This window comes from Ochrobactrum sp. A-1, from assembly GCF_022488005.1.
Lineage (GTDB): Bacteria > Pseudomonadota > Alphaproteobacteria > Rhizobiales > Rhizobiaceae > Brucella.
On the sequence record NZ_JAKVQC010000004.1, the window covers coordinates 122,097 to 147,154 of the forward strand.

The following is a 25,058-nucleotide window of genomic DNA, read 5'->3' on the forward strand; positions in this document are numbered from 1 at the left end:
CCTGTGGCGTATGCAACAGGCTTTCCAGCTAAAGGCCATGGGGCCGTTCAACACGGTTACTAACTCCCCGATCACCAGGAGTCAGAGAGTTTTGTTTGCGGGGGCGCACCGCAAGCCATCGCTCTCCCAGGATGAAGGGGAATGACGATGCGGGTTCCGGTCGAACTAGATCCTGATGTGGATGACATCGCGCCAGTTGGCGATGAAATCACTACGTATGACGAACGGCATTTTGTGACCTATCTGCGGCTTCTCGACGCCAAGGCCGAGGATGCGGACTGGAAGGAAGTGGCGCAGATCGTGCTGCACCGCGATCCGGTCGCCGATGAGCTTCTGACCTATCGGTGCTGGCAAAGCCATCTCGAACGGGCGCAATGGCTTTCGCGCGAAGGCTACAAGCGGCTTCTGGAGCAGGCTGCGGCCAACAAGGCGTGATGCCGGAACATTGGCAACAACCGATGACCTCAACCGGACTCAGGGTTTGCCGGGTTTAACCGGATAGTGCAGCAGCAGGCGATAGCCGCCACGCATCATCTTGATGCTATGCGCCACGAGCCTGCGAGCCTTGTTCTTGCTCGGGTCGCCCTCGAAATCCTCCTTCGTGCCGTGGAAGCCGAACAGGACTTCGGCGATGGCGCGATAGCTCTCGCCGCGTAGGCGGGCGTCGAGCGCGCGCAGTGACAGGATATGCCATTCCCGGAGCTGGTCTGGCAGAACGCCGATGGGCGGGCCAGGCCGACGCTGTGTGAGGGATCGCCAGAGGCGACGCGCCGCATGAACGCGAAGCTCCAGAAAAGAATCCATCGGCAAGGTCACGGCATAGAAGGCTGCGGCGTCAGGCACCGCGTCCGGCAACCAGAACTGGTGCGCAATGTCGCCGACCTGCCAAACGCCATGCCAGCCATCGGCCGCGTGGCGCAGATCGAGACCATCGAGATGGGCGAGAGTGACCAGAGGCTCGGTTTCTGCGGCCTCCTGTTCGACAGGCGACAGCATGACCGCCTGCGGCTGAAGGCGCGGAGACCAGAACGGTGGCTGGCGATCAGGCGATGCGTCGGGGTCGCTTGGGAAATCGCAACCCCCATCGCAGCGCGAACCGCTCCAATTGCCTCGCGCCGGGTTCGCCGGTGAGGGCAATGGCGTTGAAGTCATGGCGATATTCGTCATTGCGACGAAGATATTCCCAGGCGAAGCCGGCGGCAGGCAAACGCTTGGCGTACCCGTAATCCGCCGGAGCACGCCAGTCGATGCTAAGCATGGCGTTACCTCCGAATACCGGGCTGCAGAGGACAGGCCCGGTTCGAAAGCCTGCGAGATTTCAGGGAGCGGCTGTAGCTACACCAAGGATATAAGTGGTGCCGCTAAGTCGATCAATTATTTGGTTATTTTTGTCTTAAAAGTGCTTATCTGGATGCGCGAGCCGGGCCTAGCCCGGCGAGCGGCGGCCGTGTCTTGGCATGGCCGCGCCGCCGATCCGCTGAGCCGGATCGGCGCAAAAATTAAGGAACCGGAAATCCGTAGAGCCGGTTTTCCGGCTCTACGGTTCGGCGGTCATCGGGTCTTGAGGCGCTGCATTCCTTCGGCCAGCGTCCAGAGCGCGCGATTTAGGGTCACGTTCTGGTCGATGCCGTTAATGGCGCGGGTCTGGCTGCGGCGGATGCGGCCTTCGGCGTTACGCTTGCGGCCATGGAGTCCGCCCCGGATGATATTTTCCTGAATGGTGTTGTAGGTCATCCAGAGGTTTTGCCCGGCATCCTCGCGGCGGCGCGGTTCGATGATCTGTTCCGGGCGGATCGGGCTTTCCTCTTCGCCATAGCGGGCGACAAGGCTGGCCTCGGCCAGAACGCGGCGCTCATCTTCGCCAAGCTGGATTTCCTTCATGGTTTCGCTGGCGTCGATCAGCCGGGGAAAGTCCTCCGCGACGGTATAGACGCCTTCGATAATGTCATGCTGGATATTGCCCTTGTGCGGCACGCGCACGTCCTCGAACCGCTCGCCCGCCACAAGGCTGTTGGTGCAGACGAAACGCAGCATTCCGGCGAACATCTGGTAGCTGCTGGTTCCGTCATGGGAATTGACGATGATGACTTCCGCCGCCTCCGGCTTGCCGATGCCGTCATCCCGGCGCAGGCGCAGCATATGCTTGGCGTGGCCGTGGCGGCTGCCGTCGCGCGGGACCGACTGCACGGCGAAGAACGGGAACCATCCTTCCCGGCGCAACCCCTCCACGATGTCGATGGTGGGGACATAGACGTAACGCTCCGACCGGCTGTCATGGGCCTCTCCGGCGAAGATGGAAGGAACGTGCCGATAGAGCGCTTCGTTGTCGAGCGCTTCGCGCCCGCTGATCTGATGGCTGTTGCGGCCGAACCGGGTGGCAAGGTGATGATAGGTCATGATCTTGATCCTTATGGGTCTGGGTTGGAGCGCAGCGCTGCGCTGCAACCCTGGCCGTCGCCGAGACCGGGGGGTGCAAGGCGCAAGGGCGGCCGGGCGGAGGGGGATCACCCGGCCTGCACAAGCGGATCGAAGTCATGACGAAGGTGCGGAGCACATATCCGTGCGGAAGGCTGGGGATACCGCCCGGCCGCCCTTGTGCCGCGCCAGGGGGCAGCGCCCCCAAGCAACCCGCCCGGCCAGAGCGAAGCGGAGGCCGGGGAGAAGATCTGATCGGGATACGCAAAACCTGAAAACCGGAAAGCCGTGTATCCTGATCCCCTTGTTTCCTGAAAGGCGGCGGACATGAGCTAGAAGAAGCCCCGCTCGGTTGAGCGGGGCAGTTTCGGGAGCCGGTCTTAGTCGCCGTTGCGGCGGGACCAGATGAGGTTGTGACCGCTGCCGTCCTCGGCTTCGACCAGGCTGGCGTAGATCGGTGCGGGAAAGCTCGGATCGTCCAGCTTGACGGAAAGGTATTCGCGCTGCGTCTCGCGGGCGGTCTTCTTCCAGGCCGCGCCGAACTCAGTGGCGCCGGCGAAGATGCGGAAGTCGGGGCCGCGCTCGCTATCGCCCTCGCTGGGGACGAACTTGGCCTTGACGTTGAGGGTCAGGGTCTTGACCGCGCCGGTGAAGCCCGCGCCGTTCTCGTTCTGGATGAAGGTGCCGATGGTCGCCATTGTCGTACTCCGTGCGCCAAGAGTGATGGCTGGAAACCGTCACGCGCGCTTTTTGCCCCTGCAGGGTGGGAGACCCTGCCGCCAACATGCCGCAAGCATGGGGGTTGAAGCAGACGGGTGAGGTAAGCCGAGTGCCTTCGGCAAGCCATAAATAAGCAGAACCCGTCAAAGTCGGAGGGACAGGGACTTCCGCCCGTGGCCCGTCCGGCAAGCATGCCTGCTATGGGAAGAATAATCGAACCGATGTTTGAAGCCTCGTTGCAACATGGAACCTGCCAAACCGGAAGTGGGCAGGTCGGTCGAAAGACCGGAGAAGCGCCGATCCCCGCTGGATTACCGGGGTTCAGGGGCGTGCGCAGTCGCGCACGTCAGCCAGCGGCCCAGCTTGCGGTGGCCGATGGTCGGAATTCTCACGGGGTAGAGTCGGTCCCTACGGCAGGCGAAGGGACATCAGGTGAACTTGGGAACCTTGCCGTGTTCTCTCACGCAGGATTGTGCGAGATGATCGAGGCGGCCGATGATCGGCGCGGCAAGGGGCGGAGTCTTCGTAGTAGTCTGAGGGCGGGAAAGCCGTCCACATGGCGAAGGGAGACAGTGAGTGAAGCAAGCCGGCAGGAGGTGGGCCGATGAAGCCCGATGCGGTGAATACCGTATTCGTCCTCGACATGCAGCGCAAACTTCACAGGTGGAGTGTCGCGGACGCCGACAAGGTGTTCGCGGACCTGTTCAACATCGTATGTGACCGCAGGACGCTCTCGGAAAGCTGGCGACGATTGTCCCGTAACAAGGGCAGTCGAACACCGGGAACCGATGGCGTCACGCGGAAAACGGTCGAAGAGCGGCCGGGCGGCGCTACGCAGTTCATCGAGGATATTCGAAACGAGCTGCGCGGCGGCACATATCGGCCAGAGCCTGTCAGGCAAAGGCTGATCCCTAAACCGGGGAAACCCGGAAAGGTACGTCCACTCGGCATTCCGACGCTCAAAGACCGACTGGTACAAATGGCTTTGAAGCTCGCGCTGGAACCGATCTTCGAGGCGGACTTCTATCCGACCTCCTACGGTTTCCGGCCCGGCAGGAGCACCCATGATGCGCTGGCGAACATCCAGCGCCATTTGCACCCCACACCGAGCGGCACCTCCGAGTATCGCTGGGTGATAGAAGGGGACATCAAGGGCTGCTTCGACGCCGTCGATCATCATGTGCTGATGGAACGAGTACGCTGCCGTATCGCGGATCGCAAGGTCCTCGGGCTGGTGCTCGCCTTCTTGAAAGCCGGTGTCATGGTCGAGGGCTCCGTCCGCCACCCTGTCACGGGTACCCCGCAAGGTGGCATCATCTCGCCGTTGCTGGCCAACATCTATCTGGCTGCCATTGACGAGAGGTATGGACGGTGGTCGATGCGTCCTCGCGAGCGACCGCAGAATGCAGCCGATCGGCGGCTTTACGACCGCCGGAGAAACAGGCCGACATTCTTCGCCGTTCGATATGCCGACGACTTCGTCGTGCTGACGGACGGAACACGCGAGGATGCGGAGACGGAAAAGCTGGCGCTGGCGCAGTTCCTACGTCAGGAATTGCGCATGGAACTGTCGATGGAAAAGACCAGGATCACCCAGGTTGGGGAAGGCTTCGACTTCCTCGGCTATCGGGTGGTGCAGACCAAGGCTCGCCGCACCGGACGTATGGTCGGCAATCTCTTCATACCGAAGAGCAAGCTGAAGGATTTGCGCCACAAGATCAAGGTCAGGGTGAAGGAGACACCGACAGGTCAGTCCCTCGCCAATCTCATCGAGAGCCTCAACCCGGTCATCACCGGCTGGCGAAACTATTACCGCTACGCCACATGGGCCACGCGGGACTTCTCCGGTCTGGATTGGTGGCTATGGGAGCGCATCGGGCGATGGCTGCGCAAGAAGCATCGAAAGGCGACATGGCGTGAACTGTGTCGCCGCTTCCGCGCGACAGCGACCGAAAGCCGCTGGCGATGGGTCGACGGACCGAAATCGCTGCGGTTCTTCCGGGAAGGAGGATCGATCCGCTTCCCGTTCCGGGGCATACGAATACCAAACGGATGGAACGACCCTGACGAGAAATTCCGAAAAGGAGCTGATCGCTTCTGGGCATCGTTCGACACCCTCATGTCCGTGTGAGGGCCACCCGTGGCGATAGCCACGCATGGAGAGCCGGTGGCTTGGAAACTTGCACGTCCGGTTCGGCGAGAGGGGCGCAGAAACCACCTGCCGCGAGGCAGGCAGGCGCTGTGCTCCTACTCTACTTTTCCTGTCGGGCCGCGCCATTGCGACCTCGATGGGTGGTCGTGAGACCGGGGACGATCGGCCCCGCACCCCTCGGGGCTGGAACATCGTGGAAGGCGGCCGGCGACGGCTTTTTTGCTTCGCGGTGCAAAGCCGAAGGCGGCGGAAAAAAGCTGGCGACGGACGTTGCGGGAAGACGAACGAGGCGAAGCCGGTCTTCGGTCATACCGTGCCAATCGAGGACGCGGATGGAGCGCCCGTTTCAGGAAATCTTGGAAATACGGCAATGGCGGCCGTCCTGCGCCTCGCCGGGATCGGGGACGCTGCGCCGGTTGCCTTCGGTGCGGTCTTTGCCACCCTGACCGTCAAGGCCAGTTCGTATGATGCCAGCGGGGCGTTGGCGGGCGAGGTTTCGTCTGACCTTCGCCGGTGCTGGCCTGCCCGGTGTGGCCCAAAGACCGCTTGCGGGGCGGCATCCACTACCTCGCCGAGCTGATGATCCGAGCTTCCCGGCGCTGATCCGCCCGCCCGTCGAAGCGGGCGGAAAGGCTAACCTCGTTGGTCTGCCGTGGCGAATATGACCAGCTCCGCGAGATTGCCTCTCCAGCCGGATGGGGCTTGCCGCGAAATGTCCGCCGCCGACCTTGCGTTATGGGATTGAAGCCGAATGGCGGAAACGCGGCGAAGTCGTGGTTCCGGCGCAGCCGAAAGCCCGGCCCGAAGGGCAACGCCAGAAGACTACATGAGTGAAGGCTGTCTATGGCGATCGTCGCTTGTCGGCAGCGGACTACGGGCAATCATAATTTCCAGGAATGCTGAAAAAGACGACATCGCCTTCGAGAGAACACCTTGCTTATCCATTGCAACCAAGGTCGCGCATGACCGCGCCTGGCAGTTTATTGATTTCAGGGGGTTGAAGACGATATCGGTAAAGCCTTTGTAGTGATAAATTTTGTTCCTCAGATAGTCCATGTGTGGATACAACGCCGAAATATAAAGCCAGTCGTAGAAGACCGTTTGGGGGTAAATCGGATAGTCACCTTCATCGAAGTGAAACCCTATCAGTGGGCCGGACTCGCGTAGTCGTGTATCAGACTTTGCTGCGCGCGGTTCCATTTCATAGAGATCGCTGTACGGTCCGCCATCCCTGAACACCTTGCTGCCTTGAAAGGCGTTTTCGAGAGCGATTTCGCGCCCGGAGAGCTTCACTTTCAGGCTAAAGGCGCTCATGCGTTGGCCAACGCGATCTTCCGACTTGCTGGATATTTCCAGCAGCGGAGACAAGCCCCGTCTGGCCGCACTTTCGTGCAGCGAAATGACGTTCTTTCTCTTTTGGGAATCGGCCATGCCAGCGTGCCAGTGAAACTCGACAGGGCACTCCTGAACAAGCCGGTCCCCGTCGGGAAGTGGAATGAAGACAGGGCGTTCGGCCATTTTCAGTATCCTGACAGCAGATCGGCCGATATGTGATCGGGTACGAGGAGTTCATATTTCTTGGCGACCTTCCGCCGTTCCTGAACGGCCGCGTCCTTCCAATCGGTTCGCTCATAGATTACCGGAAAATCCATCAAGTCCAAAGCGCGTGTGAAATCGAAGGTCTCAACGCCAGCTTTGTTGGAAACATCAGCCGACAATAATATTCCTTGCCTACTCAGAACAGATTTGTCGACTTTGATGAATACGGTATCTTTTATTCTGCCATCCTGCCTTATCGTCCATTCCATCGGGTGTTGGTCGAGGAAGCAAAGGTGGACGTAGCTATGCAGCCCCAAGCGTTCATCAGCCTCGTGGCTCCAGTCATTGCCTCCTGCTGCCGGAGGAACGATTCCGTTCTTCCGCAACAAATGAAGCGACATCAGTCCGTGAGATTTGATGGAAGGCACGTTACGAGTATCCGTAAAATGATAGAAGCACTTTCCAGTCATGTATTTTTCAATGAATTCTGACGGCTGCATGGTCCCCTCCCAAGGTTGTTTCGGGAAGGGTGATGCAATCAACGCAAAACCACAAGGTGCGCTTGAGATTTGACGACAAATTATGCGCTCATCTTGGTCGCCTATCGTGCTCAAGGCTGGCGGCGGCGACAAGGCGCATCAGCGCCGATAGCCCCGCGGACGCTCCGCCGACCAGGCTGAAGATAATTCGCCAGACCTCGGACGGCACGGCTTCCGCGGTGATGCCGTGGACCAGCGCATAGCCCGCGACGACGGCGGGCGCGGCGAAAACAAGCGCCACGGCGAGACGCAGGATCGGCGGGCGCACCGCCATGAACAGGACGATCAGCAGACCATAGGCGACAGCGCCTGTTACCAGTCCGACCAGTCCCGCGCCGATCAGGCCGGAGCCGGAGGCATAGGCCCAACGCGCCACTTCCACGCCGAGCATGAAGGGCAGCGCATAGACGGCGAGCGTATGGGCCAGGACGCATAGACCGGCGACCAGCGCGACGGTCATCAACATGAGCACAATCATCGCACGGTCCTCCTGAACCGATGACGGCCACGGTCATCGGATCGGTCGCGCGGGGTCGATCCCCGCGCGACCGCGATTTTTCTGAGGGTGGAAAACAGGATGGCCGGGACCACTTGCACGATCCCGGCCCGGTCCTCACTCAGCGGCTTGCAGGTAGGCGTCGGCTTCCGGCTCGGCGGCAGGCCGCGCGGTGCGCAGCACGGTCGGCAGCCAGCCGGTTCCGGCCAGAAGCTGTTCGGCGGCCTGCACCATCTCCGGCTTCTTCAATCCCGCGATCCGCTCGGCGGCCTCATCGCTGACGGCTTCCCGCACGGCGGCGAGGATATGCGCCTTGGTGACGCGACCAAGATAGGTCCGGCCGGTCGGGGTCCAATGCGCCGTCATGTCCAGCATCGTCGCCGTCGCCAGCTTTTCCGCCGTCGCGCGCGCGTTCGGCTTGTGCTCCCACTGAACCCTGACCGCATTGATGGTCAGCGATGCGCAATGCGCGACCAAGGCCATGAGGCTCGCGTGGTCCAGACCGGCGACGAAAGCCCACAGGTCCGCTACGTCGCGGGGCATGTCGGATGCCCATTCGGCATGACGATCCGCCAACGCCTTCGCGGCGGGCGTGTCCTCGATGCCGTCCGCATGGGAAGCGAGATAGGCGCTGCTCAACCGGATTTCGAGGCAGGACGCTTCCCCGCCGCGATAGAAGGTCTGCGCCGCCAGCGCGTGAACCACGGCGACAAGCGCCGTATCCGGCTGCTCGCCAAGGGCGAGGCGCAGGCCAAGGGTGCGATGGGCGGTCAGATCGCGGACGAGAAGGTCCGACAGCGGCTTTCCCACATCCCCGGCGTCCTCTTCCTCGGTCTCGAGCGCGGAATCTGACCGCTCGTCCTCGTTTCCTTCGTCCCCGACGATCTCCCCATCCTTGGTGACTGTCACGCCATCCACTTCATAGGTGGCGCTTTCCGCTTCCTCCGGCTCCGGCGCTTCTTCCTCAGCGCGGATGAAACCACGCTCGATCCGGGCCGTGCCGTCATGGTTGAGGATGACGAACACGCCGCCGCGCGCGATCTCATCGGCGTCATAGGCGTGGCGCTTGGCGTCGATCCGCTCGATCTCGGCTTCCAACTCCGCGAGCCGCTGATCCACCTCGTCGGGCAGGTCCACGTCCGCATCCTGCCACTCTGCCGACAGGCGCTCCAATTCCTCCTGCGAGGCGTCATAGGCGGCGGCATCTTCCTCCGACAAATCCACCGGATGCGGATAGCTGCGGCGCAAGCCGTGGGCATGGGGATAGTCGATGTGAGCGGCGGTCCACTTCCACCCTTCTGCCGCCTGCACCTCGACGGCGATATCTTCCAGCTTTCCGATGACAAGCCGGTCGAGCAACGCGGCATCCTCGAAATAGCCGCCCCGATCCTCGCTGAAGAGGTCGCGGATGATCGTGCCGCCTGCCTCCGTATAGGCGTTCGCCCCGACGAAACGCGCCCGCCGTTCGGTCGCCTCCACATTCGCCTTGGTCAGATCACGCCGGATCGTCGCGGGTTCGCGGTTCCACGACAGGTTGTCGAACACCTGCTCCTGCCGGTCGTGATCCTCGGTGATGGCGAAGGCCATCAACTGGTCCAGCGACAAGTCGCCATTCCGGTAGACCTGCATCAGCTTAGGACTGACCGCACCAAGGCGAAGCCGCTGCTTCACTACATGGGCCGACACCCCGAACCGGGCGGCAATCTCTTCCGCGCCCCATCCGCGATTGTCCGCCAACTCCCGGAACCGCTCGAACTGGTCGGCGGGGTGCATCGCTTCGCGGGTGACGTTCTCGTCAAGGCTGATTTCCGCCGCGTCGTTCTCGGTATCCAGAACGCAACGGATCGGTTCGGACTTTTTGATCTGCTTGCGCTTCACGCGCAGCAACTGCGCCAGCCTGCGGCCTTCACCGATGGTCACGAAATAGCTGCCGGTTGGCTCGCCCTCCGCGTTCGTCTCCGGCTCCACCACCAGATTTTGCAGCATCCCCTTGGCGGCGATGCTGGCCGACAGCGCTTGAATATGGGCTTCGCTGTGCGGGGTCTTGCGGGCGTTGCGGGGCGACTTCTTCAACTTGTTCAGCGGCACGAACAGCACTGCGCCGCTTGCGGCGGCAGGGGCTTCGGAAACCGTGGCGGTCGTTTCGATGGTGTTGGTCATGTTTTGATCCTCATTGGCTTGGGTTGGAGCGCAGCGCTGCGCTGCAACCCTGGCCGTCGCCGAGACCGGGGGGTGCAAGGAGCAAGGGCGGGCGGGACGGAGGGGGATCACCCGGCCTGCACGGAACGGAGGAACGACGTGGAGGAAGGCCGGGGATACCGTCCCGGGCGAGCGTTAGCGATCCCTTGCGCCGCGCCAGGGGGCAGCGCCCCCAAGCAACCGGCCCGGCATGAGCGCCAGCGGACGCCGGGCAAGAAGCTGGATCAGGATGTGCAAAGCCTCAGAACATGGAGGCCGTGCAAGCTGATCGCCGCAGCTACCCTTGTGGTGAGGTATGACCCAGTTCAACGGCCTTGCGACGCTGGCCGGTCGTCAACGCGGTCCAGAACCGATGGACGCGCGCGGTCGGCATTTGTTTCAGATCGTTGATATGTTGGGCGCGGCGAAGCTCGATCTGAAAGAACGACGGGTGATGATCGATGTTGAAAGCCTGAAGCTTCCAGAAGACGACGGCGGCGTATTTGGGGGTGAGCTTCTTGTTCTTGCGATAGTAATCCAGAGCGCCCGACAGGATCGGGTTCTTCTCTTTCGCGGCAAGCTGTTCAAGGGTGCGGATGCACGAATCCAACTGCATCTGCTGGGTCAGCTTGGTGAGGTGACGCTTTGCCTCGGCTGGCGACAAGCGCCGACCTTTCTCCATGACCGCCACGTCGAATTGAAGTATGCAGTGAGATCCGACCCAAAGCGTCGCATCGGTATAGTGATTGGCGATCTCGAAGTGGTAGCGAAGGTCTTGCTGGCCGCAGAGTTCACAGGTTTCGATGGGTTGCTCGTGATCTACTGTGTTGTCGGTGAAGGACCACTCGTCGAACGCAGCCGGCAGGGTTCCCGCCACTGAAAGCGGTAGAATACTGTCACGAACCCGCTGCGTGTACCCGCCCATGATGATGCCGCCCGTTATTTAAGAGCGCTTACCTTAGCTCAACTGCTATTTAAGCCAAGAGCCAATTGCTTAAATAACACTGCGCCCGCATAATGGGGCATGTCCGAATCAGCTTCCAACCTCCGGCTAGGCCGCTTTGTCGAGACCCCTGTTGCGGGCGAAATCGTGCGTGCCTTCGTACCGCCCCCACTGCCGCCGGAACCGCCGATCGACGTGCTGACCCTTCTGGAGCGGCTAAGTTTGGCGGAACGTGCCTTGGGGCGCCTGGACGGCATCACTATGCTGCTGCCGCGCCAAGAACTGTTCCTCTACATGTACGTGCGGAAGGAAGCCGTCCTTTCGTCCCAGATAGAAGGAACGCAATCGACCCTTTCGGACCTGCTCCGCTTCGAGACCGAGGCGCAGGCCGGCCAGCCGATCGACGACATCCGCGAAGTCTCGAACTACGTCGATGCGATGATGTATGGGCTGGAACGGCTGGAAGAGCTTCCGCTGTCACTGCGTCTGATCCGCGAGATGCACGAACGCTTGCTGCAAAGCGGACGCGGCGGGACGAAAAATCCCGGCGAGTTTCGGCGGTCTCAGAACTGGATCGGTGGCTCACGTCCAGGCAACGCGCTTTTCGTGCCGCCGCCGCCGACCGAGATGGATGGTTGTCTCGATGCGCTTGAGCGCTTCATGCACGAGGACGGCTCGCGTCTGCCCGCCCTGATCAAAGCTGGGCTGTTGCATGTCCAATTCGAGACCATCCACCCGTTCCTGGATGGAAACGGCAGGATCGGCCGCTTGCTGGTGACGTTGTATCTCTGCGTCAACGGCGTGCTGCGCAAGCCGCTCCTCTATTTGAGCCTGTACCTGAAGACTCATCGCGCCGACTATTACCGCCTGCTTCAGGAGGTGCGCGAGCACGGGGCATGGGAAGCCTGGCTCGATTTCTTCCTCACCGGCGTTGCGGATACGGCCAATCAGGCGTTCGAGGCCGCTACCCGGATTGTCGATCTGTTCAAGGACGACCGCGAGCGGATCACGACAGAGAGCGACCGGGCAGGCTCCGCGCTGCGTATCCATGATCTGTTTCAGCAAAACCCGTTCCTGACGGCCAACCAGCTCGTCCAACAGACAGGGCTTTCGGCCCCGACCGTGAATGCGGCACTCGCCGATCTGGAACGGTTCGGCATCGTTGAGGAAATCACCGGGCGCAAACGGGGGCGCGTGTTCAGTTACCGGCGATATCTCGCCATCTTGAGCGAGGGAACCGACCCGCTCCCCACAACGGCCTGAAAGGGGAGCCTGTGCCGATAAAAACTATCTCCGCCGCACAATTCGCGACAGCGTTCGATCTCAGGCCAAATCTTGTGGCCTGGTTCCTCGGCGCAGGCGCATCGGCCGCCTCCGGCATTCCGACTGGCTATGCCATGATCCGCGATTTCAAGGCGCAAATCTTTTGTCGCGAAACAAACCTGTCAAAGCGCGAGATCGATACCGCTGACCCGATCTGGATCGACAGGATCGATGCCTTTTTCCGCCAAAACTCGCTGTTGCCACCTGACGGTGATCCTACAGAATATGCCAAGGCCTTCGAAGCGGTCTATCCAGAGGCTCGGCATCGCCGACAGTATATAGACGATGCGATCTCCAAGGGCACTCCCTGTTTTGGACATAAGGTGCTTGGCAGTCTTATGGCTGCTGGCAAGGTCGATAGCGTCTTCACCACGAACTTCGATCCGCTTATCGAGGAGTCGGCGCATTCGGCAAATGCGATCCTTCCGATAGACGGCCAGAACCGTCCGACTGTGGCTGCGATCGATTCCGCCGACCGTGCCATGCGGTGCCTTAATGAATCGGACTGGCCGTTGGTCGCTAAGCTCCACGGTGATTATCAGTCGATCGCGATTAAGAACACGGGATCGGAACTAGAGGAACAGGACGCCCGGATGCGGCATGTGCTGGTAGAATCCGGCAAGCGCTTCGGAATGATCTTCGTCGGCTATAGCGGACGCGACGCTTCGATCATTGAGGCGCTGAATACGGTTCTCGATGCGCCTTCGCCATTCCCGAACGGACTGTACTGGCTCACGTCGTCAGCTTCGCGTTTACTGCCCGCAGTGATCGAATTCCTAAAGCGCGCCGGAGCGGCTGGCGTGGATGTGGCCGTCGTTGAGTGCGCGACCTTCGACGAACTGGCTGCCGATATCATCAAGGTAACCGATTTACCCAAGCCGCTTCTTGATCGGGTGATGGAAGGGCGACCTACGCCGCGTCTCGTACCCGTTCAGATTCCAAATGCCAAAGCCCGCGCATTCCCGGTGCTGCGCTATTCGGCAATTCTGCTCCAATCGATGCCGACCGCGGCCAGGCGCATCAGGTTGAGCCAACCGACAACATCGGCAGAGGTGCGCGAGATCTTCAAGGCGAAGGGATGTCGGGCGACGGCGGCCGCTTTGGGGCGTGAGCTAGCGGTGTTCGGGCGTGACCAGGAAACTCTGGATGCCTTGGCTCTGCTTGGCCCATCGCTCGCAGGAACGATCGACCTAGATCCGGTCGCTGATAGCTGGGCGACGGGATTGCTCTACGACACGCTCGTGCGATCTCTCGCCCGACAGCGCCCGCTCATCCCACGCTACAGGCGTTCGGGCCATTCGCTCGTCATTGCAACACCGCGCGACGGCGATGATCCTGATCGAACGCGGCGTCAGCAACAAACCCTATCCCGGCTGCGCGATGCCTACGGCACCAGTCTGTTTGGCACAGTGCCCAAGCTCGGCTTCCCGTTTCAGGAGGGTGTCCAGCTCAAGCTGGAACAGGTCGATGGAAAGTGGTGGTGCGGCTTCGAGCCTTACACGTTCGTCCAGTTGCCCCGACAAGACACTCCACAAACGGAAGGTGCGGAGGATCTGGTCGCGCAAGAAGCTGCGGCCGAAATGGGCATCCAAGCCGAGCGACGAGGTGATCCTGCCGGTGACTGGCGCCGGGAACGATGGGCTCCGCGCTATAACAGGAATTGGGCCAGCATTATCGGGGCCTGGGCCCAGCTTCTGACGGAGACGGGCGGCACGCTTCGAAGCGCTTTCGGACTCGAAGACGGCATTGGCATTGATGCCGTGTTCAAGGTGTCACCCGTTACAGGGTTTAGCCGACCGTCGCATCACCATACCTACTTCGACAGGAGCAAATGATGGCGAACCCAGCCCTCACCGAGTTGCCGCCATTCACGCTCTTGGATGAGCCGGACCTGTCGTTTTCCCCATCCGATGCCACCCAGGTAGATGTCCATCCATTGCGCGGCCTCCTGAACTTCGGGCCGTATTCGAAAGGATCGTTTAGCGGCTACACTCCCCGCATTCGAATCGCAACGGTTGGCCCGGAGAGCGCTTTCCATCGTCGTGGCGATCTGATGAAGCTGTTGCGCGGCGTGCATCGGCCTTCCGACAGATCAGAATATGTGCCGGAATATCCCGGTTTCGAGCGCCTGTTCCGCGTGTCGCTCGATCCCGCGCCAGCGAGCGCGCACATCAAGTGGCCTGAGCACCTCGACCAGTTACCGGGTGACGGCAACGCGCAGCATCGCCTATACCTCGCAATGGATGCCGCGCTCCGCCGCCTCGACGCCGTTCGCAACGAGTTCGACGTTGTGCTGGTCCACTTTCCCGACAACTGGGACACGGCGACACGCGGAAAATTCTTTGACGCGCACGACGTGCTGAAGGCTCTGGGCGCCAAGTATAATATTCCGACCCAGGTTCTGAACGATCGCGTCTTCAACTTCAGCTTTAAGGCCTCGCTCGCTTGGCGTCTTTCAACCGCACTGTATGTGAAGGCTGGGGGCACGCCATGGAAGCTCGCGCCGCTGAAAGGTGTGCCGGCGGACACCGCCTACATCGGGTTGGCTTATGCCCTGCGCGGTGACCAACAAGATGCGCATTATGTGACGTGCTGCTCGCAGGTCTTCGACATGGATGGTGGCGGCATGCAGTTCGTCGCGTTCGAGGCGCGAGACCCGGTGGCCGACGTGGCCGAAGCCCGCCGGAACCCCTTTCTAAGTCGCGACGACATGCGCGCGGTCCTCGCCCGTAGCCTGGAACTCTATCAGGGACGCAATGGCGGCAACCTACCAAAACGCATGGTCATTCACAAAACGACCGCGTTCAAGGAAGCTGAAATCGAGGGCGCGTTCGATGCGCTTACCGGCGTAGCGGAAATAGAGTGCGTCGAGGTCAGTTCGGCATCGTGCTGGCGCGGCGTCTGGCTCATCAAGTCGGGCGTAGAGAAACCGCCGTCAAAACCTTCGGGGTTTCCCGTACCGCGCGGGACGATGGTGATCCGCACGGGCAATTCTGCCTTGATATGGGTGGCGGGCAATGCTCCCGAGGTCTCAACCAAAGGCGATTACTATCAGGGCAAGAAGAGCATCCCCCGGCCGCTGCAGCTGATCCGGCATGCCGGTAGCGGGCCACTTGAACTCACAGCCCACGAGGCGTTGGCCCTCACGAAGATGGATTGGAACAACGACGCGCTTTACGACCCTGTGCCGGTTAGCATTCGCTATTCGCAGAAACTGGCCCGCACGATAGCGAATGTCCCCGACCTACCTCGGAATGTTTATCCTTATCGGTTGTTCATGTGAGAAGGTTTCTGAAAATTGAAAACGAACCGAAGCGACGGTATTGCTAAGAACTAATTCTGAAATTTGAATTCAATTATACCGTGTAAGAGGCGCGCGCATTCTGCATTTCAAAGACGGCTTCGAATGTACGCCATATTATTTATCGGCCTTGGGGGAGGCATACTGTGACGGCACCGAACTATCTGAACTGGCTGGTCGATACTGGAGAGCGTCAGGCAACGGCGTGTGGCCGTGAAATCGAGATATGGGAACTAAATCCGCAAGATGACGCTGAAATCCTTTCAAACTGGGCTCGGCATTTCCGCAACCACTACATCGCCGATGCCGATTTACCGTTCATGGCTGGCGGAACGGGACTCGGCCATCCCGATTATCTAAGGACCATTCTATTCCCCGATGCGAAGGTGGCACCCGGACCGAGCCTCCGATCGGGAGATTTTGGCGAGATCGTCGTCGCCGACTTCATCGAATATTTCCTAGGATATTGGTGTCCACGCGAGCTGCGCTACCAGGATCGCTGGAACCGAAATGACTCGACAAAGGGTTGCGATGTTATCGGGTTCAAGTTCGCGAACGAGGACAACCCCGGTCCGGCCGACGAGCTTTTTATCTTCGAGTCCAAATCTGGCATGTCTGCGTCCGGCGCGAACCGGCTCCAGGATGCGATCGATGACAGCGTAAAGGACAGACTTCGCGAGGGCATGAGCCTCAATGCCATTAAGCGCCGCTTCTTCGATCGGGGCGAAATGGGCGATGCCCGGAAGGTCGAGCGCTTCCAAAACGAGGCCGACCGACCCTTTCGCCGGATCAACGGAGCGACCGCCATTCTCGACGAGGCCGTCTTCGCCGAGACCGATATGGCGGCGACCAACGGTGCGGCTCATTTTAACCACGAGAATTTGCGCCTTCTGGTTATCCGCGGACCGTCACTGATGAAGCTCGTGCATACGCTTTACGAGAGGGCAGCCGATGAGGCCTGAGGCGACCGCGCTCACCATCCTATCCACTGCGCGAGCACGGGCAAAGATGCACGAGTTTCGCGTCGCGCCAGCGGACTTCAATGCGTTGCCGCGCGACCCGTCGCTACTCTTCTCATTGGCGATCGGCATCTTGGGAGATGTTGCGGCCGCCGTCGCAGATACGCTCGAAGGTGCAGGAGTCGCACCGGCCGCGCTTCCTCAACCGCCCGGCTGGGACGAGTTGGATGAGGACCCGCAAGATGTGCTACGCTTTTCCTCAGTTTTCTTCGATGCGTATTTGAACGCGCAACTCGATGCCGACTTAGACACCGAATTTTCTCTCCTGTGCGCAGCGGCATATTACATCGCGGGGAATGTCGGCAGCGCGACGGTAATCATTCGGCACATGATGGAGCCGGGCCTCGACCTCGCGGGGGGGCTTGGTCATCTCGTCTACAGCATCCTCAAAAACAGCTTCGTTCCGACCGAGGCGGTCCATGCTCATCAAGCGGCGACGACTGAGCTTCTCCAGGCGCTAGCCGGCTATTTCAGCTTCGAGGCCGGGGCGGATGGCATTACCGAAGCGTGCCGCAGAATTCGCGAGTATTTTCACCGATCCGGCTCACCGCGCGAATTGCTCTACGCCGACATTGCTGGCGCCTTGTGTGCGCTCAAGCTCAGAAATTCTGCCCGGACGATCCTGCCAACAGCATCAGGCTTGGCGCCGGACGCTTGGCGCCAAGCGCTCGCGAAGTCGCATTTTCCGATCGAACTCTGGCCTGCTCAGCAGCGGATCGCGGATGCTGGCGTGTTCGCTGGACGTTCCGTAGTCATTCAAATGCCGACCAGCGCTGGCAAGACGCGCGCCACCGAAATCATCATTCGATCGGCCTTTCTATCCGGTCGAGCACACCTTGCAGTGATCGTCGCCCCCTATCGTTCGCTATGCCACGACATCCGGGGCGACCTGGTAACGGCCTTTTCCGGTGAGAATGTGCGCCTGGACGAAGCATCAGACGCCTATCAATTCGACCTCGCGCTAGATGCGCTGCTCGCCGAAGACTCGGTGCTCATCGTGACGCCCGAAAAGCTCCTTTATATGCTGCGCCGGGCTCCGGACCTAGCCCAGAGGATCGGATTGGTGATCTATGACGAAGGACATCAATTCGACGGAATGACTCGGGGGCCGACCTACGAACTCCTCCTCACTTCGCTGCGCATGTCGCTACCCGCTGAAACCCAGATCATTCTCATCTCTGCCGTGATCGGCAACGCGCCGGATATCGCTGCATGGCTGATCGGCGATGCTGATGCGGTTGTCGGCGCCGACGGTCTGCTACCGACGACGAAAAGCATCGCCTTTGCGAGCTGGCAGGATCAACGCGGGCGACTCGAATATGTGAAACCGGAGGATCCGGCCGAGCGAGAATATTTTGTGCCTCGCATTATCACCGACATCGCTCTGCCGCTCCGCGGCAAAGAAACTGCCCAGCGCAGATTTCCGGAGAAAACCGGCGGTGACGTCGGTCTGTTCCTCGGCCTACACGTGGTGCGCAACGGTAGCGTTGCGATCTTCTGCGGCCGAAAAGACAGCGTGACGAAGATTTGCTCGCGCGCTGTCGAAATCGTCGAGCGCGGCGTCGCCTTGGAATGGCCGATTGAAACCTCGGACGCCGCCGAGGTGGAGAAGATCCGAGCGCTCTGCGAAGTCGAACTCGGAGCCGGCGTGTCAGCGACCCGCGCGGCAGCGCTTGGAATATTCGCCCATCACGCCGACACACCGCAGGGTATCCGCCTCGCGATCGAACACGCCATGAAAGAAGGTATGGCGAAATTTGTCATTTGCACCTCGACCTTGGCGCAAGGGGTCAATTTTCCGCTCAAATATCTGATCATCACATCGACGCGCCAAGGTGGCGAACAGATCCTGGTGCGCGACTTCCACAATCTGATGGGTCGTGCCGGTCGCGCGGGGATGCACACCGAGGGCAGTGTCATCTTCTCGACCCCGTCCATCTACGATCAGCGGCAGCAATTTCGCGGCCGATGGACGTGGGACCGCGCAACCGAACTTCTCGACGCCCGAAACTCTGAACCCTCTCGCAGCTCGATCCTGGCGTTGTTCGATGCGTATCAGCAGCGCCAACCGCCGATCGTACAAGAGATTCCGCCCGATTGGCTCGATCTCGCCTTCGCCGATGCCGCCCGGATAGATGAGGTCGTGGCCGCAGCGCTCGCGGCGCAACCTAATATCAGCGAACGGGAATTCCGCCGGTTCATCGAAGGTCGCGCCCGCGCTGTCCAGAATATCGCCGCTTTCCTCGTTGCCAACATGACCTTTGCCGAGGGAGAGGACGTCGCAGCGCGGATCGGTGAACTTGCGGCTAATACATTGGCTTATCACCTCGCTGACGAGGAGACGCGGGTTCGTCTCGTCGAAGTCTTTCGGTCGATCGGGGATTCGATCACGGCCAACACCGATGGCGACCAGCGCGCGCTTATTCGACGGTCGCCCCTACCGCCTGCGGCGGTTGCAGAACTCAAAACTTGGCTGACTGAGAACCTTGAAACCCTGCAGACCGCAGTCCAAGAGAACCGCCTGTTCGCCGAAATCTCTCCGTTGGCACTCCGTTTCACCACGTCCCGCGCGATCCAGGCGATTAGCGATCAGAATGTAGTTCCGCGCTCTCTTGAGGAGTGGGTGGCGGGCAGATCCTATGCGGTGATCTTCGACATATTGGCTGAGGCAAGAGTTCGGGTCGGGCGTGACTATGTCACCGTCGAAGATGCTGTCGCGCTGTGCGAGAGCGGCTTCGGCTACGATGTTGCGATGATCGTTGCATCGATAGCTGACCTGACCGAGGACCTGGACGACGCACTGCACACGGGCGTCAGCTTGCTGCAAAAGCAGATTAAATACGGCCTGACTGATCGCGCGGCGATTGCGTTTCACGAGGCCGGGTTCGCAGATAGGCATGTCGCGAGCATTCTCGGTCTCGTCTGGGGAAATGTCGTCGACCGCGGCGGCGTCCGCGCAGCTTGCCAGCAAGAGGAGATTGTACGCGCGGTGCTCGCGCATATTCCGAGCTATTTCGTCAAGGTCGCTGCTGAGCTTGGAGGATGGGCCTAACGCGGCCCATGCCGGTAGCTAGAGCGGAACGCTCATCGAATGACTGTGACGCAGCTCTATCTTCCCCTCATTCCTATTTTGGAGGGGCATAGAGGGCTATAGAGTAGACATAGTTCTCATCGCTATCCCGCATGGCCCGCCACTATCATGTAACGAACTCGCCGCAACGGGAAATCAGGGCCAAAATTTCTTTTTGTTTCAAAGGTGTTTAGCCGAGGCGCCCGAACCTTGGAGACTGGCGCCGTGTCCAATTTCCGTCTCTGAACGGCCCTTCGTCTCTAACCGAGCGAACCTCGCACCGAGCGGTTCGGCTTCGCGAAAGCCAGCGTTTTCAGCCGGTTTCTCAGGTCCGACGACAATGGATTCAGCGGGCGTTCTTCCGGTTGGCGAGGCCGCTGGGGAAACACGCGGTAGGCGTTTCATAGCGGGACGACGGGGGGGGGGCCCGCAATCGCCCGAATTCTGTCCGGTGCTTTGGCTTCTGGCAGCCGGGTTCGATGTTTCCCTTGAACACACAGTCATCAGCTGTGTTCACGGACTGATCGGCCACGTTACCTTGCGGAGCTTTTCCAGCGCATCCTCAATCGTGGTCGCATAGTGTACCAGTGGGCGCTTCAGCCCGTGGGTCGCGAAGACGCGCTGGATGTCGCGTTTGGCGCCGGTGAGCCAGAGCGTTACACCCTGTTTGTGCGCCTTGTGGGCCAAGCCCTCGATCATGTTGGCGCCGGTCGAGTCGAGGAACGGCACGGCCGAGAAGTCCACGATCAGTGCCTTATGGGTATCCTGGATGCGGTCGAGGACCGATCCGATCGAGGCCGTCGCGCCGAAAAAGAGCGCACCGGTGATCCGGTAGATGACCACGTCCGGGTTCGCGGCCTGCTCCTCGTGGTACGCTCCGCGCGGGTGGGCCGTGTCGGCTTCGTCGCGGCCGACGAAGGCGCTGTCCGTCGCAACCGAGGTTGTCCGGCTCATGCGATGAATGAAGAGGACCGATCCGAGCGCGAAGCCAACGACGATGGCCTCGGTCAGGTCGCGGAAGATGGTGAGGAAGAAGGTGGCGCCGAGGACTGTCGCCTCGCCCCAGCCTGAGCGGACGAGGATCGCGATAGCCGGTTTCTCGATCATGTTCCAGGCCACGACGGCCAGCACACCGGCGAGCGCCGCCAGCGGGATGTAGGAAGCGAGCGGCGCCGCGACGAGCATGAACAGGAGGATGAACAGGGCATGCAGCATGCCGGCCACCGGGCCATGCGCCCCGGCGCGGACATTGGTTGCCGTGCGCGCGATGGTGCCGGTCACGCAGAAGCCGCCGAACAGGGACGACCCGATATTGGCCGCACCCTGCGCCACCAGCTCGCAGTTCGAGCGGTGGCGGCGGCCGGTCATGCCGTCTGCGACGACGGCTGACAACAGCGACTCGATGGCGCCCAGAAGGGTGAAGGAGATGGCGGCGGGCAGGACCGCGAGGATGGCCTCCATCGAGAGGGTCGGAAGCTGGGGCGCCGGAAGCGACGAAGGTATCCCGCCGAACTTCGTGCCGATGGTCTGCACCGGCAGCGCCAGCAATCCCGTCGCTGCCGCGGCAAGGCCGACGGCGATCAGCATGCCGGGCCAGTGCGGACGCCAGCGCCGCAGCCCTAGGATGATCGCAACGGTCGCCACGGACAGGCCGAACGCCGCGGGCGTCAGGCTGTCCCGAGCCTCCCAGAGCGCCGGGATCTTCTCCAGCAGTTCGCCCGGTTCATGCGTCAGCGTCAGGCCGAACAGTTCCTTGACCTGGCTGGCGAAGATGATGACCGCGATCCCCGCCGTGAACCCGACCGTGACCGGAAAGGGAATGAACTTGATGAAGGTGCCCAGGCGCAGGAAACCGACGACCGCGAGCATCAGCCCCGAGAGGAACGTGGCCAGGATCAGCCCCTCCATCCCGTGCTGGGCCACGGTGGCGGCGACCAGCACGATGAAGGCCCCGGCCGGCCCGCCGATCTGGAAGCGCGATCCGCCCAGCAGCGACACAAGGAAACCGCCGACGATGGCCGTGTAGAGCCCCTGCGCCGGCGTCGCGCCGGACGCGATGGCGATCGCCATAGAGAGTGGCAACGCCACGATGGCAACGGTCAACCCGGCGATGCCGTCCGTGCGCAACTGCGTCAGCCCGTAGCCTTCCCGCAGGACGGTAACTAGTTTCGGGGTGAAGAGCTCGGCGAAGCTCGGAGTATCGCTCTGTCTGGTGGTCTGGTCTTTCATCTGTGGCCGCACCTTTGGGAAGGAAGCGGCGGGATCGTCGGCCTGATGTCGGCGGTCGCCGTCGCGGATTGAGAGGAATCAGTGTTTTGGCGGAGGCGCCTTCAGTCGTACGCCTCGTCCGCCAGCCGGGCTGGCCGCGCCTTCTCCGATCAGTTCGACACCGGCGAATTCGAGTGCCGCCACGACCTTGGTCAGGCTGTCGACGACGCCGCGCACATTTCCGGTGCTGGCCTCCATCCGCTGGATCGTCGGCACGGAAAGCCCGGCTAGTTCTGCGAGGGTCTTCTGGTCGATACCGAGAAGAGCACGCGCGGCGCGCATTTGGGGACCAGTGATCATCGGTATATCCTGAAACACGATAATCGATATAACCAAATTCGATAATGATATGTCAAACATCAAAACTGTTTGGGGAATCCTATCCGCGCCAAATGAATGATGCCCATCATTGCAGGCGTCATCCGGGGCGACGCAGAGGCTTAGCGAACGCAGCTGCGGGTCAATCGGCGAACCCTTTTTGGTTTGCTCGCTGATTCATAGGTCGTGACAGGCTAATAGAATATTGTCTCAAACTGCTCCGCCCACGGCTGGTCGGCGACAGCGGCTAGATCGTTTAGCGAGAGCGCCGGTGGTACGCGCCTGGTGACGAGGTGTTCGAGCACCTCCGGCGACAGATAGGCGAGCCGCATCATGCGGCTCACGAACCGGTCGGAGACCTTCTCGGCCGCGGCGATATCCTGAATGGTGGAAGCGGCACCGGATTCCAGCTGCCGCCGCCAGCTCCAGGCACGGGCTATGGCGCGCAGCACATGAGGGTCTTGCGACCGGCCGTCCCGGATCGTCACCTCGTCGGGCGGGAGGATCTTCGGCCGCCCATTGCGTTTGCGGATCGTCAGGGGGATGACGACCCGGATGGTCTTCGTCGAGTCGGTCATGCACAGGCCTCCGTCTGGTGGGCGGCCATCATGTCCCGCAGGACCGAGCTCAGCCCCTCATGGCGAAGATCGACGGCGATGCCGTCTTCGCCGACGGTCACCCGCTCGACCAGAAGCTGGACGATGCGGGTTTGCTCCGCGGGATATAGCGCCGCCCAGAGCTGATCGAACTCGCCGAGCGCCTGGACGACCGCCTTCTCATCGACGGTCGAGCTCTCGTCGCGAATGGCCTTTATGGTCCGCGCTGCGACTTCGGGCGCGCGGATCATACGGCGGATTTCGCCGACGACGGCGTCCTCGACCATGCCGGCGGGCAAGCGCAGGGGGCCTGAGGCGTAGCCGGTCGGGCGGTTTCGGATCAGGTCCATGGACGCGTAGTAGCGGTAGAGGCGCGTGCCCTTCTTCGTCGCCGTCGGCGTCATCGCCGTGCCCGTCTCGGTGAAGATGATCCCCTTCAGCAGGGCCGGCGTCTGGCGGCGGGTATTCTTCGCCCGCAGGCGCGGGCTCTCCTGCAGGATGCTGTGCACCTTGTCCCAAAGGGTCTGATCGATGATGGCCTCGTGCTCGCCCGGATAGGCCGTGCCCTTGTGCACGGCTTCGCCGAGGTAGACCCGATTGTTGATCAGTTTGTAGAGGAAGCCCTTGTCGATCGGCTTGCCGCGCTTGTTCAGCACGCCTTCGGCCGCCAGCGCTTTCGCCAGCGTCGTGGCGGAGCCGATGGCAACGAAGCGCTCGAAGATCATCCGGACCGTCGCGGCCTCGGCCTCGTTGACCACCAGCTTGCGGTCGCGCACGTCGTAGCCCAGTGGGACGTGACCGCCCATCCACATGCCGCGCTTGCGGGATGCCGCGACCTTGTCGCGGATGCGTTCGCCGATCACCTCCCGCTCGAACTGGGCGAAGGAGAGCAGGATATTCAGCGTCAGTCGCCCCATCGACGTGGTGGTGTTGAACGACTGGGTGACCGACACGAAGGTCACCTGATTGCGGTCGAAGATTTCCACCAGCCTGGCGAAGTCCATCAGCGAGCGCGACAGGCGGTCGATCTTGTAGACGACGATGACGTCGATCAGCCCGGCTTCGACATCGGCCAGCAGCCGCTGCAGGGCCGGCCGCTCCAGCGTGCCGCCGGAATGGCCGCCATCGTCATAGCGTTCGCGGATGGCGGCAAAGCCCTCCGAGCGCTGGCTGGCGACATAGGCCTCGCAGGACTCGCGCTGGGCGTCGAGCGAGTTGAACTCCATGTCGAGCCCTTCCTCGCTCGACTTGCGGGTGTAGATGGCGCAGCGCAAGCGACGCTGAACGGGCGCGACGGCTTCCTGATGGTGGCTCATCGGTCGCCCTTCCTCGCTTCGCGGAGGCCGAAGAAGCGGTAGCCGTTCCAGTTGCTGCCGGTGATCGCCCGTGCTGTAGCCGACAGCGACTTGAAGCGGCGACCCTGCCAGTCAAAACCGTCCTGCATCACGGTGACGGTATGTTCGATCCCGCCCCACTCGCGGACTAGCCGCGTGCCGATGACCGGATTGCGCGGGTCGGCAATAATCGCCTTGCGATCGGATGTGCCGTCGATCTCGTCGGCCAGCAGGTCCAGCACCTTGCGGGTCTCGCGAGAAAGACCGCCCAGCGTCAGTTCCTGGATGCGCCAGGCCAGCCGCATCTCGAGGTAGCCGCGGCTGTTGTTCGGCGCTGGCGTGTTGAACAAGGCCTCCCATTCGGCTTTCAGTTCCCTGACCGACATGCGCTTCAGCGCCGCCAGCCTGGTCAGCATTGGCATGTCCGCCACGGCGGCGTCCATGTGCTTTCGTTTCGTCATTGCCGGCATCGTCACTCTCCAACTCGGTTGCTCAGTTTGCGACGACCAACACGGCGTTTGAGGGCGAGAATGTCGAATGAACTTTCTCTGCCGGCAGCAGATAAATGACTGGACTGTTCGGACAGAACCCGCTTCAGCCCGATGGCGAGAATCTGGCCGAGTTCGCCAAGCCGCTCATCCGCCGACATGCGGTCGGGCGACAAGGGGTTGGGGGCGGAGGAAACGTCGTGCATGAGACCGTTCGCAATCAATCCTGATAAGCGAACGGTACGTGGAAATCATGAAAACACAAGCACAATCAATTATTTGTCAGGTTAGTACGCAATCATGAGTACTGGATGGCGCTCGTTCAGCGGCGGTTCAGATTGCCCGACCTACACTGCCCA

The 25,058-nt window shown here is 61.3% G+C and carries 23 protein-coding genes; 8 read left to right on the forward strand and 15 right to left on the reverse strand.

Going from position 1 to position 25,058, the window contains the following annotated elements; genetic code table 11:
- Positions 1–147 precede the first annotated feature (147 nt).
- Complete coding sequence (locus MKS82_RS10045) at positions 148–435, forward strand: DNA -binding domain-containing protein (protein ID WP_240579019.1); 288 nt, start codon at positions 148–150, stop codon at positions 433–435.
- 39 nt (positions 436–474) lie between these two features.
- Here MKS82_RS10045 and MKS82_RS10050 read toward each other — a convergent pair whose 3' ends face one another.
- The 4 genes from MKS82_RS10050 to MKS82_RS10065 form a co-directional block, all read right to left on the reverse strand.
- The gene (locus tag MKS82_RS10050) at positions 475–996 is read right to left on the reverse strand and encodes a DUF2285 domain-containing protein (RefSeq protein ID WP_240578702.1); all 522 of its coding nucleotides are present in this window, start codon (positions 994–996) and stop codon (positions 475–477) included.
- Positions 997–1,042: 46 nt separating this feature from the next.
- A complete protein-coding gene (locus MKS82_RS10055) occupies positions 1,043–1,258 on the reverse strand; it encodes a transcriptional regulator domain-containing protein (protein ID WP_240578703.1) in 216 nt (71 codons plus the stop codon).
- Positions 1,259–1,551: 293 nt separating this feature from the next.
- Entirely contained in the window at positions 1,552–2,397 is an 846-nt protein-coding gene (locus MKS82_RS10060) for a DUF932 domain-containing protein (RefSeq protein WP_240578704.1), read from the reverse strand.
- A gap of 398 nt (positions 2,398–2,795) precedes the next feature.
- A complete protein-coding gene (locus tag MKS82_RS10065; RefSeq protein WP_240578705.1) occupies positions 2,796–3,113 on the reverse strand; it encodes a DUF736 domain-containing protein in 318 nt (105 codons plus the stop codon).
- A gap of 626 nt (positions 3,114–3,739) precedes the next feature.
- On the opposite strand from MKS82_RS10065, the gene ltrA reads away from it, so the two are divergent.
- Both ltrA and MKS82_RS10075 read left to right on the forward strand, forming a co-directional pair.
- Positions 3,740–5,266 carry a group II intron reverse transcriptase/maturase gene (gene ltrA, locus MKS82_RS10070; RefSeq protein ID WP_240578706.1) on the forward strand — a complete coding sequence of 509 codons (1,527 nt, stop codon included), beginning with the start codon at positions 3,740–3,742 and terminating at the stop codon, positions 5,264–5,266.
- A 25-nt stretch (positions 5,267–5,291) separates the two neighbouring features.
- The gene (locus tag MKS82_RS10075) at positions 5,292–5,867 is read left to right on the forward strand and encodes a hypothetical protein (protein ID WP_240578707.1); all 576 of its coding nucleotides are present in this window, start codon (positions 5,292–5,294) and stop codon (positions 5,865–5,867) included.
- 242 nt (positions 5,868–6,109) lie between these two features.
- On the opposite strand, the gene MKS82_RS10080 is transcribed toward MKS82_RS10075, so the two are convergent.
- The 5 genes from MKS82_RS10080 to MKS82_RS10100 form a co-directional block, all read right to left on the reverse strand.
- Positions 6,110–6,805 (reverse strand): DarT1-associated NADAR antitoxin family protein, encoded by a 696-nt coding sequence (locus MKS82_RS10080; RefSeq protein WP_240578708.1) that lies wholly within the window; start codon positions 6,803–6,805, stop codon positions 6,110–6,112.
- A gap of 2 nt (positions 6,806–6,807) precedes the next feature.
- Positions 6,808–7,326: a DarT ssDNA thymidine ADP-ribosyltransferase family protein gene (locus MKS82_RS10085; RefSeq protein ID WP_240578709.1), complete on the reverse strand. Its 519-nt coding sequence runs from the start codon at positions 7,324–7,326 to the stop codon at positions 6,808–6,810.
- Positions 7,327–7,414: 88 nt separating this feature from the next.
- Positions 7,415–7,843 (reverse strand): hypothetical protein, encoded by a 429-nt coding sequence (locus tag MKS82_RS10090; protein WP_240578710.1) that lies wholly within the window; start codon positions 7,841–7,843, stop codon positions 7,415–7,417.
- A gap of 135 nt (positions 7,844–7,978) precedes the next feature.
- Positions 7,979–10,021 (reverse strand): ParB N-terminal domain-containing protein, encoded by a 2,043-nt coding sequence (locus tag MKS82_RS10095; protein WP_240578711.1) that lies wholly within the window; start codon positions 10,019–10,021, stop codon positions 7,979–7,981.
- Between the two features lie 316 nt (positions 10,022–10,337).
- Positions 10,338–10,964 (reverse strand): hypothetical protein, encoded by a 627-nt coding sequence (locus MKS82_RS10100; RefSeq protein ID WP_240578712.1) that lies wholly within the window; start codon positions 10,962–10,964, stop codon positions 10,338–10,340.
- A gap of 99 nt (positions 10,965–11,063) precedes the next feature.
- On the opposite strand from MKS82_RS10100, the gene MKS82_RS10105 reads away from it, so the two are divergent.
- The 5 genes from MKS82_RS10105 (at position 11,064) to MKS82_RS10125 (ending at position 19,677) form a co-directional block, all read left to right on the forward strand.
- A complete protein-coding gene (locus MKS82_RS10105; protein WP_240578713.1) occupies positions 11,064–12,245 on the forward strand; it encodes a Fic family protein in 1,182 nt (393 codons plus the stop codon).
- An 11-nt stretch (positions 12,246–12,256) separates the two neighbouring features.
- Positions 12,257–14,140, forward strand: a complete 1,884-nt coding sequence (locus MKS82_RS10110; protein WP_240578714.1) for an SIR2 family protein — start codon at positions 12,257–12,259, stop codon at positions 14,138–14,140.
- Positions 14,140–15,588 carry an argonaute/piwi family protein gene (locus MKS82_RS10115; protein WP_240578715.1) on the forward strand — a complete coding sequence of 483 codons (1,449 nt, stop codon included), beginning with the start codon at positions 14,140–14,142 and terminating at the stop codon, positions 15,586–15,588. Before MKS82_RS10110 ends, MKS82_RS10115 begins: the two co-directional genes overlap by 1 nt.
- A gap of 164 nt (positions 15,589–15,752) precedes the next feature.
- On the forward strand, positions 15,753–16,568 hold the full coding sequence (locus MKS82_RS10120; protein WP_240578716.1) for a Hachiman antiphage defense system protein HamA: 816 nt from the start codon (positions 15,753–15,755) through the stop codon (positions 16,566–16,568).
- Positions 16,569–16,614: 46 nt separating this feature from the next.
- Entirely contained in the window at positions 16,615–19,677 is a 3,063-nt protein-coding gene (locus MKS82_RS10125; RefSeq protein ID WP_240578717.1) for a DEAD/DEAH box helicase, read from the forward strand.
- A gap of 531 nt (positions 19,678–20,208) precedes the next feature.
- Here MKS82_RS10125 and MKS82_RS10130 read toward each other — a convergent pair.
- From MKS82_RS10130 to MKS82_RS10155, 6 genes are all read right to left on the reverse strand, one after another.
- The gene (locus tag MKS82_RS10130) at positions 20,209–21,924 is read right to left on the reverse strand and encodes a SulP family inorganic anion transporter (protein ID WP_240578718.1); all 1,716 of its coding nucleotides are present in this window, start codon (positions 21,922–21,924) and stop codon (positions 20,209–20,211) included.
- A gap of 78 nt (positions 21,925–22,002) precedes the next feature.
- Positions 22,003–22,263 carry a helix-turn-helix domain-containing protein gene (locus tag MKS82_RS10135; protein ID WP_176024571.1) on the reverse strand — a complete coding sequence of 87 codons (261 nt, stop codon included), beginning with the start codon at positions 22,261–22,263 and terminating at the stop codon, positions 22,003–22,005.
- Positions 22,264–22,475: 212 nt separating this feature from the next.
- The gene (locus tag MKS82_RS10140) at positions 22,476–22,859 is read right to left on the reverse strand and encodes a hypothetical protein (RefSeq protein ID WP_240578719.1); all 384 of its coding nucleotides are present in this window, start codon (positions 22,857–22,859) and stop codon (positions 22,476–22,478) included.
- Entirely contained in the window at positions 22,856–24,193 is a 1,338-nt protein-coding gene (locus MKS82_RS10145; RefSeq protein WP_240578720.1) for a recombinase family protein, read from the reverse strand. Before MKS82_RS10145 ends, MKS82_RS10140 begins: the two co-directional genes overlap by 4 nt.
- A complete protein-coding gene (locus tag MKS82_RS10150) occupies positions 24,190–24,681 on the reverse strand; it encodes a DUF2924 domain-containing protein (RefSeq protein WP_240578721.1) in 492 nt (163 codons plus the stop codon). Before MKS82_RS10150 ends, MKS82_RS10145 begins: the two co-directional genes overlap by 4 nt.
- 2 nt (positions 24,682–24,683) lie before the next feature.
- Positions 24,684–24,905 carry a hypothetical protein gene (locus MKS82_RS10155; RefSeq protein ID WP_240578722.1) on the reverse strand — a complete coding sequence of 74 codons (222 nt, stop codon included), beginning with the start codon at positions 24,903–24,905 and terminating at the stop codon, positions 24,684–24,686.
- Positions 24,906–25,058 lie beyond the last annotated feature (153 nt).